Source organism: Variovorax sp. 20P10.2.4, from assembly GCF_058244205.1.
This window is the reverse complement of the sequence record NZ_JBZAYE010000161.1, coordinates 1-13,325: the sequence shown is the minus strand read 5'-3', so window position 1 is coordinate 13,325 and position 13,325 is coordinate 1. Positions and strand designations below refer to the sequence as shown.

Below are 13,325 nucleotides of genomic sequence, written 5' to 3'. Positions count from 1 at the left end.
GCCGCGGTTGACCATCACCACGCCGCGCGCGGTCTGCAGCGGCGTCAACACCCAGAAGCCGGCGCCGAGGTTGGTGCTGGCCTGCACCAGCGTCTCTTTCTCGTGGAGGAAGGTGCCCGAGAGCCGCACGTGGCGGTACTCGTCGTCGGCCGCATTGACGCGCGGCCAGTCGGCGCGCGCCGGGGGCGCGACCGGCACGGCATGCACGCGCTGCTCGACGCGTTCGATCAGGGCCAGCTTCCAGGCCCGGCGCTCGACCTGCCAGGTGCCGAGCGCGAAGAAGGCGGCGAACAGCACGGCCCCGAGGACCGCCAGCACCACGAGCCCGGCCGCGGAGCGCTGGCGGCCGGCGGGCGTGCGGTCGGTGGCCGGCGCACTCAAGGCATGTTCTTCATGTCGTGCATCGACGGCGGCATCATGTTGGTGTTCATGTGGTACATGACCCACAGCGAACCGGCCAGCGTGATGACCACGAGCACCAGCGTGAAGATCAGCGCCAGCATGTTCCAGCCGCCTTCGGACTTGGTGTCCATGTGCAGGAAGTACACCATGTGCACCACGATCTGCACCACGGCGAAGCCGAGGATGATCAGCGCGGTCGTGCTCTTGCTGTCGAGCACCTTGCCCATCACGAGCCAGAACGGAATGGCGGTGAGGATCACGGCCAGCACGAAGCCGGTCATGTAGCCCTTGAAGGTGCTGTGGCTCACCGGGCCGTCGTCGTGGTGCTCGCCGTGGCCGTGGTCGTCATGGCCGTGGCCATGGGTGTCGTGGGGTGCTGCGCTCATGCCATGGATCCCATCAGGTACACGAAGGTGAAGACGCCGATCCAGACGACGTCCAGGAAGTGCCAGAACATCGACAGGCACATCAGGCGGCGGCGGTTGGCGGCGGTGAAGCCGTGCTTGGGCAGCTGGAACAGCAGCACGATCAGCCAGACGATGCCGAAGGTGACGTGCAGCCCGTGGGTGCCGACCAGCGCGAAGAACGAGGACAGGAAGGCGCTGCGCTGCGGGCCCGCGCCCTCGTGGATCAGGTGCGCGAATTCGTAGAGCTCGAGGCCGATGAAGCCCGCGCCCAGCAGGCCGGTGATGGCCAGCCACACCAGCGTGCCGCCCATGCGCCGCTTCTGCATCTCGAGCATCGCGAAGCCGTAGGTGATCGACGACAGCAGCAGCAGCGAGGTGTTGATCGCCACCAGCGGCAGGTCGAACAGGTCGGCGCCCGAGGGGCCGGCCGCGTAGCTGCGGCCCAGCACGCCGTACACCGCGAACAGGCAGGCGAAGATGAGGCAGTCGCTCATCAGGTAGAGCCAGAACCCGAGCAGGGTGCCGTTCTCCGGATGGTGGTCCTCGTTGCGGACGTTGAACAGCTCGAAGGTCGGCACGCTCGGCGCATTGCCCACGGTGTGGGTGCCGGCGGGGCTGGAGGGGAGGGCGGTACTGTTAGACATGGGCGGCCAGGAGGCGCGTGCGAGCGTCTTCGGTGCGGACGACTTCGTCCGCGGGGATGTGGTAGTCGCGCTTGTAGTTGAAGGTGTGGACGATGATGGCCACGAGCATCACGAAGAAGCTCACGCCGGCCACCAGCCACATTTGCCAGATCATGGCGAAGCCGAAGGCCGCGCTCAGCGCCGCGATGATGAAGCCGGCGGCCGTGTTCTTGGGCATGTGGATCGGGCTGAAGCCTTCCAGCGGACGCTGGTAGCCGCGTGCCTTCATGTCGGACCAGGCGTCGTTGTCATGGATGCGCGGCGTGAACGCGAAGTTGTAGGCCGGCGGCGGCGACGAGGTCGACCACTCGAGCGTGCGGCCGTCCCACGGGTCGCCCGTGGTGTCGCGCAGCGAGTCGCGGCGGATGTAGCTCACCACGATCTGGATCAGGAACGAGGCGATGCCCAGTGCGATCAGCACGGCGCCGAAGGCGGCGACCTGGAACCAGATCTGCAGCGACATGTCCTGGAAGTGGCTCATGCGGCGCGTCACGCCCATCAGGCCCAGGATGTACAGCGGCATGAAGGCGAACCAGAAGCCGACGATCCAGAACCAGAACGAGCACTTGCCCCAGAACGGATCGAGCTTGTAGCCGAAGGCCTTCGGGAACCAGTAGGTGATGCCCGCCAGCATGCCGAACAGCACGCCGCCGATGATCACGTTGTGGAAGTGGGCGATCAGGAACAGGCTGTTGTGCAGCACGAAGTCGGCCGGGGGCACGGCCAGCAGCACGCCGGTCATGCCGCCGATCACGAAGGTGATCATGAAGCCGATGGTCCACATCATCGGCAGCTCGAAGCGGATGCGGCCGCGGTACATGGTGAAGAGCCAGTTGAAGATCTTCGCCCCGGTCGGGATCGAGATGATCATCGTCGTGATCCCGAAGAAGGAGTTCACGCTGGCGCCCGAGCCCATGGTGAAGAAGTGGTGCAGCCACACCAGGTACGACAGGATCGTGATCACGACCGTGGCGTAGACCATCGAGGCGTAGCCGAACAGGCGCTTGCCCGAGAAGGTGGAGACCACCTCCGAGAAGATGCCGAAGGCCGGCAGGATCAGGATGTAGACCTCGGGGTGGCCCCAGATCCAGATCAGGTTCACGTACATCATGGCGTTGCCGCCCATGTCGTTCGTGAAGAAGTTGGTGCCGACGTAGCGGTCGAGCGACAGCAGGGCCAGCACGGCGGTCAGCACCGGGAAGGCGGCGACGATCAGCACGTTGGTGCACAGCGCGGTCCAGGTGAAGACGGGCATCTTCATCATGGTCATGCCGGGTGCGCGCATCTTCACGATGGTCGCCAGCAGGTTCACGCCCGAGAGCAATGTGCCCACCCCCGCGATCTGCAACGACCAGATGTAGTAGTCGACCCCCACGTCGGGGCTGAAGAGGATGCCCGACAGCGGCGGGTAGGCCAGCCAGCCGGTCTTGGCGAACTCGCCGACGAACAGCGAGGCCATCACGAGGCCGGCGCCGAAGGTGGTCATCCAGAAGCTGAAGTTGTTCAGGAACGGGAAGGCCACGTCGCGCGCGCCGATCTGCAGCGGCACCACGAAGTTCATCAGGCCCGTGACCAGCGGCATCGCCACGAAGAAGATCATGATCACGCCGTGGGCCGTGAAGATCTGGTCGTAGTGGTGCGGCGGCAGGAAGCCGGCGTTGTCGCCGAAGGCCACCGCCTGCTGGGCGCGCATCATCAGCGCGTCGGCGAAGCCGCGCAGCAGCATCACCAGGCCCAGCACGATGTACATGATGCCGATCTTCTTGTGGTCGATGCTGGTGATCCAGTCGTGCCACAGCGTGCTCCACAGCTTGAAGTAGGTGATCGCGCCGAGCAGCGCGACACCGCCGAGCACGACGGCGGCGAAGGTCGCCAGCAGGATCGGTTCGTGGTAGGGGATCGCCTCCCACGTGAGGCGGCCGAAGACGAGCTTCGTCAGGTCGAGGTTCTGGAGCATCGTCATTCTTCGGTGGTGCACATCGCCGTGACGTACTTGCCGTACGCACGCTTGGGCGAATTGATGTCGTCGGGTTGCCAGGGCTGCGCGGTCGCGACGTTGTAGGCGCCGGGCTTGCCCAGGCCGCCGTCGGCGTCGATCGCCATCATCTGGCTCATGCACATCTTGCTGCGGTCGACGCAGCGGTTGAGGATGGCGCCGTAGAGGTCGGGCGACACGCTCGCGAAATGCTTCGCCGGCTCACGCTCGCTCGGCACTTCGAGCTTCTGGTAGCGCTCGCGGCTGAGTTCGCCTTCGGGGCTGGACTTGACCTTCTGCACCCACTGGTCGAAGTCGGCGTTGCTCAGGCCGTGGAACTTGAAGCGCATGCCCGAGAAGCCGGCGCCGCTGTAGTTGGCCGAGAAACCGTCGAATTCGCCGGGCGCGTTGATGACCGCGTGCAGCTTGGTCTCCATGCCGGGCATGGCGTAGATCTGGCCGGCCAGCGCGGGGATGAAAAAGGAGTTCATCACCGACGAGGCGGTGATCTTGAAGGTGATCGGGCGGTCCACCGGGGCCGCGAGTTCGTTCACCGTGGCGAAGCCCTGCTCGGGGTAGATGAACAGCCACTTCCAGTCGAGCGCCACCACTTCCACGGTCAGCGGCTTGATGTCGGCCGTGACCGGGCGCTGCGCGTCGATGCGGCTGAGCGGGCGGTAGGGGTCAAGCGTGTGGGTGCTGATCCAGGTGATCGCGCCCAGCGCGATGATGATCAGGAGCGGCGCGGCCCAGATCGCGAGCTCGAGCTGGGTCGAGTGGTCCCAGTTCGGCTTGTAGATGGCTTCCTTGTTCGAGGCGCGGTAGCGCCAGGCGAAGAAGACCGTCAGCGCGATCACCGGGATGATGATGATCAGCATCAGCACGGTCGAGACGACGATCAGCCGTCCTTGCTGGTTGGCGATGTCGCCGGAGGGATTCAGGAGCACCGTGTTGCAGCCCGCCAGGAAGGCGAGGGGCAACAGCAGGAGCCATCGGCGAAGGGTGTGGAGGATGGGCATGCCGAGAGACGGAAGGGCGGAAGGGTGGCCAGGGCCGCGCGAAAGACCCCACAATCTACGACCAAAGGTTCCCGCAGGCTATTGGACGTTTTGTCCTATGGCGGGAATCCTCGTTCGGTGAGACGCTCGGAGTCTGTTTCATGGCCTACCTTTGTCACGCTTCGTGACAACCGAATTACATAACCCAATGACGACGTCCAGCATCAGTCCGCAAGGCGCATCGCCTGTGCCGCACACGTCCGACACCGGCGCCCCGGAGGACGACCACTCGCGCATCGACCCGGGCGAGATCGCCGTCGGCGTGGTCATCGGCCGCGCCTCGGAATATTTCGACTTCTTCGTCTACGGCATCGCCTCGGTGCTGGTGTTCCCGGCGGTCTTCTTCCCGTTCGAGCAGCGGCTCGAGGGAACCCTCTGGGCCTTCGTGGTCTTTTCCTTCGCCTTCATCGCACGGCCGTTCGGAACTGTCATCTCGATGGAGATCCAGCGACGTTTCGGCCGCGAGACCAAGCTCACGCTGGCGCTGTTCGTGCTCGGCACCTCGACCGCCGGCATCGCCTTCCTGCCGGGCTACGCGAGCCTGGGCTTCACCTCGATCGTGCTGCTGTCGATCTTCCGCTTCGGCCAGGGCCTGGCCTTCGGCGGCTCGTGGGACGGCCTGCCCTCGTTGCTCGCGCTCAACGCCCCGGCCAACCGCCGCGGCTGGTACGCCATGCTGGGCCAGCTCGGCGCGCCGATCGGCTTCTTCGTGGCCAGCGCGCTGTTCGCGTACCTCTACTCGAGCCTGACGCTCGAGGACTTCCTCGACTGGGGCTGGCGCTACACCTTCTACGTGGCCTTCGCGATCAACGTGGTGGCGCTGTTCGCGCGCCTGCGCCTGGTGGCGGCCGACGAGTACGCGCGCCTGCTCGAGGAGCGCGAGCTGCAGCCCACCAGCGTGGTCGAGCTGGTGCGCTCGCAGGGCTCGAACCTGCTGATCGGCGCCTTCGCGGCGCTGGCCAGCTATGCGCTGTTCCACCTGATCACCGTGTTCCCGCTGTCGTGGATCACGCTGTACTCGAACCAGGCCATCACCGAGTTCCTGGTGATCCAGATGATCGGCGCCGTGCTCGGTGCCGGCGGCATCGTGGCCTCGGGCCTGATCGCCGACCGCATCGGCCGCCGCTCCACGCTGGGCGGCCTCGCGGGCCTGATCGCCGTGTTCAGCGGCTTCGCGCCCACGCTGCTCGACGGCGGCAAGATCGGCCAGGACGTGTTCATCCTGCTGGGCTTCATCCTGCTGGGCCTGTCCTACGGCCAGGCCGCCGGTGCCGTGACCGGCAACTTCGAGGCCAAGTACCGCTACACCGGCGCCGCGCTGACCACCGACCTGGCCTGGCTGATCGGCGCCGCCTTCGCGCCGCTGGTCGCGCTGGGGCTGTCGGCGCACTTCGGGCTGGCCTACGTGAGCGTGTACCTGCTGTCGGGCGCGGCCGGAACGCTGGCGGCGCTGGGCTTGAACCGGGCGCTGGTGCGCGACTGATCGCGCGCCGCGCATCCGCGCAACGAGAAGGGGCCCTTGCGGCCCCTTCGCCATTCGGGGCGGGGCTCGAGGGTAGGATCGCGCCGATGTTCTCCGCCGCAATCTTCGACATGGACGGGCTGCTGATCGACTCCGAGCGGCCCATCATGGCCGCCTGGATGGCGGCCGCCCGCACGCTAGACGTCGAGCTCAGCCACGCCCAGTACCTGCAGGTGGTGGGCCTGGCCACCGCCGAGTCCGAGATCATCCTCTCGGGCCTGCTCGGCGGCCAAGCCGCCTTCCGCCATGCGCACGACCAGGTGCGACAGGCGCTGGCGCTCGAACGCTCCGACGGCACGCCGCTGTTCCCCATCAAGCCCGGCGCGGCCGAGTTCCTGGGCGCCCTGCGCGCGCGCGGCACGCGCTGCGCCGTGGCCTCGTCCTCGACCAGCCGGCAGATCCAGGCCTGCCTCGGCAGCCTGGGCGTGCTGCATCACTTCGAGGCCTTCGCGGGCGGCGACGAGGTGCCGCGCGCCAAGCCCGACCCGGCGCTCTACCTGCTCGCGGCCTCGCGCCTGGGCGTGGACCCGACGCAGTGCATCGCCTTCGAGGACAGCGAGAACGGCGCCAAGGCGGCGCTGGCCGCGGGCCTGCGGGTGGTGATCGTGCCGGACCTCAAGCACCCGCCCGCGGCGATCGTCGAACAGGCCTTCCACGTGCTCGAATCGCTGCACGACGCGAACGCGCACCTGCCGCGCTGGTTTCCCGGCGAGATGGTGCGGCCGTGATCAAGATCGGCACCCTGTGCCACGTGCTCGACAGCTGCCTCGCGTCGCCGATGACCGAGCGCGCGGTCGGCCGCATCGTCGAGGTGGTCTCGGCGCCCTATGAAGCGCCGAGCGAGCGCTACCTGCCCGGCACCTACTACGACGTGCTGTTCGAGGGCTGGACCTTCTACTGCCGCAGCGACAAGCTGGTGCCGATCTCCGACCCCGGTGCGGATGTCGGGCGCTGGGAAGACGAGTTCCTCGACCTTCCCGTGAGCGCGCCTCAGAGCACTTCGTCGCGCAGCTGCGGGAACACCTTCGACACCTTCGCCAGCAGGTAGTCGCCGTAGCGGCCGCTGAAGGCGTGCACGTTGGCGCGGTCCCAGCGCTCGGCGCTGTCGTCCGCGGCCACCGCGCCCGCGAGGCCCTCGATGCGCTGCACGCGCGCCTCGAAGTTCGGATCGAAGAACAGCGGGAACGACAGCCGGTTGCGCCCCGAGGTGTTGCGCTTCACGCGGTGCGGCGTCGACTTGTAGAGGCCGCCGGTCATGCGGTCGAGCATGTCGCCGATGTTGCAGACGAAGGAGCCCGCGATCGGCGGCGCATCGATCCAGCCCGCGGGCGTGTGCACCGCGAGGCCGCCCACGCTGTCCTGGTGCAGGATCGTCAAGAGGCCGTAGTCGGTGTGCTCGCCCACGCCCCATTGCACGTCGAGGCCCTCGGGCACCGGCTGCGAGGGATAGTCGAAGAGCCGGAACAGGATCAGCGGATCGCCCGTGTAGCGCGCCGCGAAGTAGTCGGCCGGCAGGCCCAGGCTCAGCGCGATGCCTTCCATCAGCCGGTGACCGAGCTGTGTCACGGCCGCCATGTAGCCGAGGATGGTCTCGCGGAAGTCCTCGAGGCCCGGCGCATCGGGAAAGAGATTCGGCCCATGCACCGGCGTCCTGGCCTGCACCAGCGGGTGCGCGGCCGGCAGCTCGGTGCCGAGGTAGAGCCCTTCCTTCCAGTCGGGCCGGCCCGAGGTCAGCTCGCCGCCGAGCGGGAAGTAGCCGCGCCAGGCGCGCCCGCCGAGCGCCATGCGCCACTGCATCTTGGTCGCCTCGGGCAGGTCGAAGAAGCGGTGGCTCAGGGTCTCGAGCCGCGCCACCAGCGCGGGGTCGACGCCATGCCCCGTCGCGTAGAAGAAGCCGTGCGCGCGGCAGGCCTCGCCGATGCGCGCGGCCACGGCCTCGCGGCCCGGCGCGTCGCCGGTCACCAGCGGCGCGACGTCGATCACGGGCAGGGTCTGGAGGGAAGCGGTGTTCGTCATGGGGTGCGTGCGAAGGGCGAGCGGATGTCGGACAGGAACTGCTGCGCGCGCGGATGCTGCGGGCGGTTGAAGAAGTCGTCGGGCGTGGCGCGCTCGAGCACCTTGCCCTCGTCCATGAAGAGCACGCGGTCGGCAACCTCGCGCGCGAAGCCCATCTCGTGCGTCACGCAGACCATGGTCATGCCGTCGCGCACCAGGTCGCGCATCACCAGCAGCACCTCGCCGACCATCTCGGGGTCGAGCGCGCTCGTGGGTTCGTCGAACAGCATCACCGGCGGCTGCATCGCGAGCGCGCGCGCGATCGCCACGCGCTGCTGCTGGCCGCCCGACAGCTCGCTGGGCCAGGCCCGGGCCTTGTTCGCGAGGCCCACGCGCGCGAGCAGCGCCATCGCGCGTTCCTCGGCCTGCGCGCGCGAGAGGCCGTGCAGCTGCATCGGCGCCATGGTGCAGTTCTGCAGCACCGTGAGGTGCGGGAACAGGTTGAACTGCTGGAACACGAAGCCGATGCGCGAGCGGAAGGCGTTCACGTCGGTGCCCGGCGCGTGGATGTCCTTGCCCTCGATCAGGATGCGGCCCGACTGGATCGCCTCGAGCCGGTTGAAGGTGCGGATCAGCGTGGACTTGCCCGAGCCCGAGGGGCCGCAGACCACGACCACCTCGCCCTTGTGGATGGTTTCGCTCACGTCCACGAGCGCGTGGTAGCTGCCGTACCACTTGTTGACGTTCTGGAGTTCGATCATGCGGAAGCCTTGCGGGCGGCGGCCCGGCCCTCGGTGACCGCGACCACCGGCAGGCCGCGCCGCGCGAGGCGGCGCTCGAGCCAGTAGGCGAAGCGCGAGAGGCCGAAGCAGAGGATGAAATAGGTCAGCCCGAGGATGCCGAAGACCTGGGCCGGCTTGGTGAACACCTGGGTGTTGATCTGGGTGGCGATGAACGAGACCTCGGCCAGGCCGATGATGTAGCCCAGCGAGGTCTCCTTGATGGTCGAGACGAACTGGTTCACCAGCGAGGGCAGCATGCTGCGCAGCGCCTGCGGCAGCACCACCAGGCGCATCGCGCGGCTCCAGCTCAGGCCGAGCGCGCGCGCGGTCTCCATCTGGCCGCGCGGCAGGCCCTGGATGCCGGCGCGCACGATCTCGGCCAGGTAGGCGGCGTCGAACACCACCAGCGCGATCAGCATGGTGGCGAACTGGTCGGTCTTCACGCCGGTGACGCTGGGCAGGAAGAAGTAGGCCCAGAAGATCACCATCAACAGCGGCAGCCCGCGCACCACGAACACGAAGCCGCTGACCGGCCAGCGCAGCCAGCGCCACGGGCTCACGCGCGCCAGCCCGAGCACGATGCCCAGCGGCAGCGCGAGCACCAGCCCGCACGAGGCCAGCAGCAGGGTCAGCACCAGCCCGCCGAGCGGGCCGTTGGGGTACTGGCCGATCAGGAAGTAGAGCCAGTAGTCCTGGATCAGCTCGATCATCGCGAAGCCTCCGTGCGCATCACAGCGTCCTCACCGGGAAGCGGTGGTGGTACCAGCTCGCGAGCGCCGTGATCGCGAGCGAGACCGTGAGGTAGGCCGCGCTCGCGAAGGCGAAGGACTCGAAGCTGCGGAAGGTCGCGCTCTCGACCTGGCCGGCCTGGTACATGAGTTCGGCCACGCCGATCACGGTGGCGATCGAGGTGTTCTTCCACAGGCTCAGGGTCTGCGAGATCAGCGGCGGCACGGTCACGCGCAGCGCCTGCGGCAGCACCACGCGGCGCATCGTCGCGAGCCAGCCGAAGCCCAGCGCGCGGCCGGCCTCGAACTGCACCGCGGGGATCGAGCGGATGCCGCTGCGCATGTCCTCGGCCATGAAGGCGGCCGTGTAGAGCGACAGCGCGACGATCGCGCTGTAGGCCTCGATGTGGCCCGCGTAGAGCCATTGCTTGAAGCCTTCGGGCAGCAGTTCGGGCGCGCCGAAGTACCAGAACAGCATGTGGGCCAGCAGCGGGATGTTGCGGATCGACTCCACGTAGGCGAAGCCGAGCCAGCGCAGCGGCGCCAGCGGCGCGAGGCGCAGCATGGCCACCACGAGCGCGATCGGCAGCGCGCACACCAGCGAGGCCGCGAGCAGCTGCAGCGACAGCCACAAGCCCGCGACGAGCATGTCGTGGTACTTGCCGGTCAGCAGCAAGGAATAGTCGAACAGGGGCATGGGGGCGACAGTATCGCTGCCGCGAAGCGGGGGCGCGCGGCCCCCGGGGTCCCGCCTTCCCCGCGCGGGGGAAGGAGGGAGCCCGCGATCAGTCGATCTTGTCGCTCTCGAGCTTGAAGTCGCGCGTCTGGAAGCCCGAGGCGGTGTTCGGGCCGTACCACTTCACGAAGATCTTCTCGGCCTCGCCCGACTTCTCGAGCTCGCGCAGCGTGTCGTCCACCACCGCCTTCAGGCCGCTCTCGCCCTTCTTGATGCCGATGGCCAGCGCCTCGGTGCTGAGGTTCTGCTTGAGCACCACGTACTGGGCCTTCTGCGGGCCGAGCTTGGCGTAGCTGCGCAGCAGCGCGGCCTCGTCGTCGACGTAGCCCACGCCCTTGCCCTGCTGCAGCGCCTGGAAGGCCTGCTGGCTGGTGTCGAAGGTCACGACCTCGGCCGTGGGCACGGCCTTGCGGATGTTGGGTTCCTGGGTGCCGCCGCGGATGGTCAGCACCTTCTTGCCGCCGAGTTGCGATACCTCGGCGATGCCGCTGTCCTTCTTCACGATGGCCTTCTGGCCGGTCACGAAGGTGGTCAGCGAGAAGTCGATCTGCGCCTCGCGTTCCTTGTTGTGCGTGAGGCCGGCCGCGACCAGGTCGACGTGGCCCTGCTGCAGCTCGGGAATGCGCGCGGCCACGGCGATCTGCTTGAGCGTGGTCTTCACGCCGATCTTCTTGGCGATGGCGTTGGCGAGGTCGACCTCGTAGCCCACGATCTGGCGCGTCTTGGGGTCGATGAAGGTGGCGGGCTCGTCGGTGCCGAGCACGCCGACCACGAGCTCGCCCTTCTTCTTGATGTCGGCCAACTGGTCGGCGTGGGCCACGGTGCCCGCGAGCAGGGCGGAGGCGGCGAGGGCCGCGGCGAGGATGTTCAGGCGCATGTGTTTCTTCTCCTTCTGTGAATGCAAGGGCGGCACCTTATCAACAAAACTTCGGTTCATTAAATGGTCAATCCATATATGTACATGGCCGCATGGGAATGAACGTGCGGTAAATTCGCGCCCGCGCGCCGGCCAGAAGACCGGCGCCCGGCGCCTCGCGCGCCACCCGTCCTTTTTCTTTCCCAGACTGCCTTCCTCCCCATGATCATCCAACCGCGCGTGCGTGGCTTCATCTGCGTCACGACCCATCCCGTCGGCTGCGAGGCCAATGTCCGGCAACAGATCGAGCACGTGCGGGCCCAGGGCCCGGTCGCGGGCGCGCCGAAGCGGGTGCTGGTGATCGGTGCCTCCACCGGCTATGGCCTGGCGGCGCGCATCGTCGCGGCCTTCGGCGGCGGCGCCGACACGCTGGGCGTGTTCTTCGAGCGCGCCGGCAGCGCCACCAAGACCGGCACGCCCGGCTGGTACAACACGGCCGCCTTCGAGCGCCTCGCCACGGCCGAGGGCCGCTATGCGAAGAGCATCAACGGCGACGGCTTCTCCGATGCGGTCAAGCAGCGGGTGATCGAGACCATCCGCCAGGACCTGGGCCAGGTCGACCTCGTGGTCTACAGCCTCGCGGCGCCGCGGCGCACCCATCCGAAGACCGGCCAGGTCTTCAACTCCACCCTCAAGCCCATCGGCCAGGCGGTGAGCCTGCGCGGCATCGACACCGACAGCGGCACGGTCAAGGAGACCGTGCTCGAGCCGGCAACGCAGGAGGAGATCGACAACACGGTGGCCGTGATGGGCGGCGAGGACTGGCAGCTGTGGATCGACGCGCTGCACGAGGCCGGCGTGCTGGCCGAGGGCGCGAAGACCACGGCCTTCACCTACCTCGGCGAGAAGATCACGCAGGACATCTACTGGAACGGCTCGATCGGCGCGGCCAAGAAGGACCTCGACCGCACCGTGCCCGCGATCCGCGCCAAGCTCGCGGCCCATGGCGGCGGCGATGCGCGCGTGGCGGTGCTCAAGGCGGTGGTCACGCAGGCCAGCTCGGCGATCCCGATGATGCCGCTGTACCTCTCGCTGCTGTTCAAGGTGATGAAGGAGGAGGGCACGCACGAGGGCTGCATCGAGCAGGTCGACGGCCTGTTCCGCGAGGGCCTCTACGGCAGCGCGCCGCCGCTCGACGAGGAAGGCCGGCTGCGCGCCGACCGCAAGGAACTCGCGCCCGCGGTACAGGCGCGCGTGCTCGAACTGTGGCCGCAGGTCACGAGCGAGAACCTGCAGGCGCTGACCGACTTCGCGGGCTACAAGGCCGAGTTCCTGCGCCTGTTCGGCTTCGGCATCGAGGGCGTGGACTACGCGGCCGATGCCAACCCCGACGTGCCGATCCCCGGCCTCGTGCAGGTGGGCTGAGCGATGCAGATCCAGGACAAGCCGCCCTTCGACACGCCCTTCGAATGGATCGGCGGCGAGGAAAAAGTGCGCGCGCTGGTCGAGCGCTTCTACGACCTGATGGACCTCGAGCCCGGCTACGCGCAACTGCGCGCGGTGCACGGCAGCGACCTCGACAACGCGCGCCAGCGGCTGTTCTGGTTCCTCTGCGGCTGGCTCGGCGGCCCCGCGTACTACACCGACCGCTTCGGCCATCCGATGCTGCGCGCGCGCCACCTGCCGCAGAGCATCGGCGGCCACAGCATCGGCATCAAGGAACGCGACCAGTGGCTGGCCTGCATGGACCAGGCCATGGGCGAGACCGAGGTGCCCGAGGACCTGCGCGCGCGGCTGCGCGACTCCTTCTTCAAGACCGCCGACTGGATGCGCAACCGCGGCGGCTGAGCACAACGATTTTCGAAAGACTCACTTCATGAATTCCATCGTCATCATCGGCGGCGGCCACGCGGCCGCCCAGTTGTGCGCCGGCCTCGCCGAGGCGGGGCAGGGCGCGCGCGTGCACCTGGTCTGCGAGGAGGCCTGCGAGCCCTACCACCGTCCGCCGCTGTCGAAGGCCTTCCTCAAGAGCGCCGAGGAAGCCACGCAGCCGCACAAGGCGGCCGACTGGTACCGCGAGGCCGGCATCACGCTGCACCTGGGCGATGCGGCCGTGACCATCGACCGCGAGGCGCGCAACGTGACCCTGCGCTCGGGCGCGGTGCTGCCGTGGGAAGCGCT

16 protein-coding genes are annotated in these 13,325 nt (G+C 68.0%); 6 read left to right on the top strand and 10 right to left on the bottom strand.

Annotated features, from left to right (window positions below):
- The 5 genes from AC27VN_RS17110 to cyoA form a co-directional block, all read right to left on the bottom strand.
- Positions 1–381: SURF1 family protein (locus tag AC27VN_RS17110; RefSeq protein WP_490877295.1), on the bottom strand; the 381-nt coding region annotated here is incomplete at its 3' end.
- Positions 378–788, bottom strand: coding sequence for a cytochrome o ubiquinol oxidase subunit IV (gene cyoD, locus AC27VN_RS17105; protein ID WP_093340843.1), 411 nt, complete (start codon positions 786–788; stop codon positions 378–380). The genes cyoD and AC27VN_RS17110, both read right to left, overlap by 4 nt.
- A complete protein-coding gene (gene cyoC / locus AC27VN_RS17100; protein WP_093340841.1) occupies positions 785–1,453 on the bottom strand; it encodes a cytochrome o ubiquinol oxidase subunit III in 669 nt (222 codons plus the stop codon). Before cyoC ends, cyoD begins: the two co-directional genes overlap by 4 nt.
- On the bottom strand, positions 1,446–3,449 hold the full coding sequence (cyoB, locus tag AC27VN_RS17095; RefSeq protein WP_398498582.1) for a cytochrome o ubiquinol oxidase subunit I: 2,004 nt from the start codon (positions 3,447–3,449) through the stop codon (positions 1,446–1,448). The genes cyoC and cyoB overlap by 8 nt, the downstream gene beginning before the upstream one ends.
- A 2-nt stretch (positions 3,450–3,451) precedes the next feature.
- Positions 3,452–4,486, bottom strand: a complete 1,035-nt coding sequence (gene cyoA / locus AC27VN_RS17090) for a ubiquinol oxidase subunit II (RefSeq protein ID WP_093340838.1) — start codon at positions 4,484–4,486, stop codon at positions 3,452–3,454.
- A 187-nt stretch (positions 4,487–4,673) separates the two neighbouring features.
- Here cyoA and AC27VN_RS17085 point away from each other — a divergent pair, with 187 nt between their 5' ends.
- The 3 genes from AC27VN_RS17085 to AC27VN_RS17075 all read left to right on the top strand — a co-directional run bounded on the left by AC27VN_RS17085 (position 4,674) and on the right by AC27VN_RS17075 (position 7,095).
- The gene (locus tag AC27VN_RS17085) at positions 4,674–6,008 is read left to right on the top strand and encodes an MFS transporter (protein ID WP_093340836.1); all 1,335 of its coding nucleotides are present in this window, start codon (positions 4,674–4,676) and stop codon (positions 6,006–6,008) included.
- 86 nt (positions 6,009–6,094) lie between these two features.
- Positions 6,095–6,775, top strand: coding sequence for an HAD family hydrolase (locus tag AC27VN_RS17080; protein WP_490877294.1), 681 nt, complete (start codon positions 6,095–6,097; stop codon positions 6,773–6,775).
- The gene (locus AC27VN_RS17075; protein ID WP_490877293.1) at positions 6,772–7,095 is read left to right on the top strand and encodes a hypothetical protein; all 324 of its coding nucleotides are present in this window, start codon (positions 6,772–6,774) and stop codon (positions 7,093–7,095) included. Before AC27VN_RS17080 ends, AC27VN_RS17075 begins: the two co-directional genes overlap by 4 nt.
- Here the strand turns inward: AC27VN_RS17075 and AC27VN_RS17070 are convergent.
- The 5 genes from AC27VN_RS17070 to AC27VN_RS17050 form a co-directional block, all read right to left on the bottom strand.
- Positions 7,038–8,063, bottom strand: coding sequence for an isopenicillin N synthase family dioxygenase (locus AC27VN_RS17070; protein ID WP_490877292.1), 1,026 nt, complete (start codon positions 8,061–8,063; stop codon positions 7,038–7,040). The two genes, AC27VN_RS17075 and AC27VN_RS17070, sit on opposite strands and share 58 nt — an antisense overlap.
- On the bottom strand, positions 8,060–8,803 hold the full coding sequence (locus AC27VN_RS17065) for an amino acid ABC transporter ATP-binding protein (RefSeq protein WP_093340829.1): 744 nt from the start codon (positions 8,801–8,803) through the stop codon (positions 8,060–8,062). Before AC27VN_RS17065 ends, AC27VN_RS17070 begins: the two co-directional genes overlap by 4 nt.
- A complete protein-coding gene (locus AC27VN_RS17060) occupies positions 8,800–9,534 on the bottom strand; it encodes an amino acid ABC transporter permease (protein WP_093340827.1) in 735 nt (244 codons plus the stop codon). The genes AC27VN_RS17065 and AC27VN_RS17060 overlap by 4 nt, the downstream gene beginning before the upstream one ends.
- A 19-nt stretch (positions 9,535–9,553) precedes the next feature.
- Positions 9,554–10,249 (bottom strand): amino acid ABC transporter permease, encoded by a 696-nt coding sequence (locus AC27VN_RS17055; RefSeq protein ID WP_093340825.1) that lies wholly within the window; start codon positions 10,247–10,249, stop codon positions 9,554–9,556.
- A gap of 88 nt (positions 10,250–10,337) precedes the next feature.
- Positions 10,338–11,165, bottom strand: coding sequence for an ABC transporter substrate-binding protein (locus AC27VN_RS17050; RefSeq protein WP_093340823.1), 828 nt, complete (start codon positions 11,163–11,165; stop codon positions 10,338–10,340).
- A gap of 201 nt (positions 11,166–11,366) precedes the next feature.
- On the opposite strand from AC27VN_RS17050, the gene fabV reads away from it, so the two are divergent.
- From fabV to AC27VN_RS17035, 3 genes are all read left to right on the top strand, one after another.
- The gene (gene fabV / locus AC27VN_RS17045) at positions 11,367–12,569 is read left to right on the top strand and encodes an enoyl-ACP reductase FabV (protein WP_490877291.1); all 1,203 of its coding nucleotides are present in this window, start codon (positions 11,367–11,369) and stop codon (positions 12,567–12,569) included.
- A gap of 3 nt (positions 12,570–12,572) precedes the next feature.
- The gene (locus tag AC27VN_RS17040; protein WP_208509388.1) at positions 12,573–12,992 is read left to right on the top strand and encodes a group II truncated hemoglobin; all 420 of its coding nucleotides are present in this window, start codon (positions 12,573–12,575) and stop codon (positions 12,990–12,992) included.
- Between the two features lie 28 nt (positions 12,993–13,020).
- The coding region (locus AC27VN_RS17035; RefSeq protein WP_490877290.1) for an FAD-dependent oxidoreductase at positions 13,021–13,325 on the top strand (305 nt) is incomplete at its 3' end.

What these genes read in the sequence shown, in the direction of transcription:
- cyoA (WP_093340838.1), bottom strand. Translation starts at nt 4,486, where the DNA reads ATGCCCATCCTCCACACCCTTCGCCGATGGCTCCTGCTGTTGCCCCTC.
- AC27VN_RS17070 (WP_490877292.1), bottom strand. Translation starts at nt 8,063, where the DNA reads ATGACGAACACCGCTTCCCTCCAGACCCTGCCCGTGATCGACGTCGCG.
- AC27VN_RS17060 (WP_093340827.1), bottom strand. Translation starts at nt 9,534, where the DNA reads ATGATCGAGCTGATCCAGGACTACTGGCTCTACTTCCTGATCGGCCAG.
- AC27VN_RS17065 (WP_093340829.1), bottom strand. Translation starts at nt 8,803, where the DNA reads ATGATCGAACTCCAGAACGTCAACAAGTGGTACGGCAGCTACCACGCG.
- AC27VN_RS17050 (WP_093340823.1), bottom strand. Translation starts at nt 11,165, where the DNA reads ATGCGCCTGAACATCCTCGCCGCGGCCCTCGCCGCCTCCGCCCTGCTC.
- fabV (WP_490877291.1), top strand. Translation starts at nt 11,367, where the DNA reads ATGATCATCCAACCGCGCGTGCGTGGCTTCATCTGCGTCACGACCCAT.
- cyoC (WP_093340841.1), bottom strand. Translation starts at nt 1,453, where the DNA reads ATGTCTAACAGTACCGCCCTCCCCTCCAGCCCCGCCGGCACCCACACC.
- cyoB (WP_398498582.1), bottom strand. Translation starts at nt 3,449, where the DNA reads ATGCTCCAGAACCTCGACCTGACGAAGCTCGTCTTCGGCCGCCTCACG.
- AC27VN_RS17040 (WP_208509388.1), top strand. Translation starts at nt 12,573, where the DNA reads ATGCAGATCCAGGACAAGCCGCCCTTCGACACGCCCTTCGAATGGATC.
- AC27VN_RS17085 (WP_093340836.1), top strand. Translation starts at nt 4,674, where the DNA reads ATGACGACGTCCAGCATCAGTCCGCAAGGCGCATCGCCTGTGCCGCAC.
- AC27VN_RS17055 (WP_093340825.1), bottom strand. Translation starts at nt 10,249, where the DNA reads ATGCCCCTGTTCGACTATTCCTTGCTGCTGACCGGCAAGTACCACGAC.
- AC27VN_RS17080 (WP_490877294.1), top strand. Translation starts at nt 6,095, where the DNA reads ATGTTCTCCGCCGCAATCTTCGACATGGACGGGCTGCTGATCGACTCC.
- cyoD (WP_093340843.1), bottom strand. Translation starts at nt 788, where the DNA reads ATGAGCGCAGCACCCCACGACACCCATGGCCACGGCCATGACGACCAC.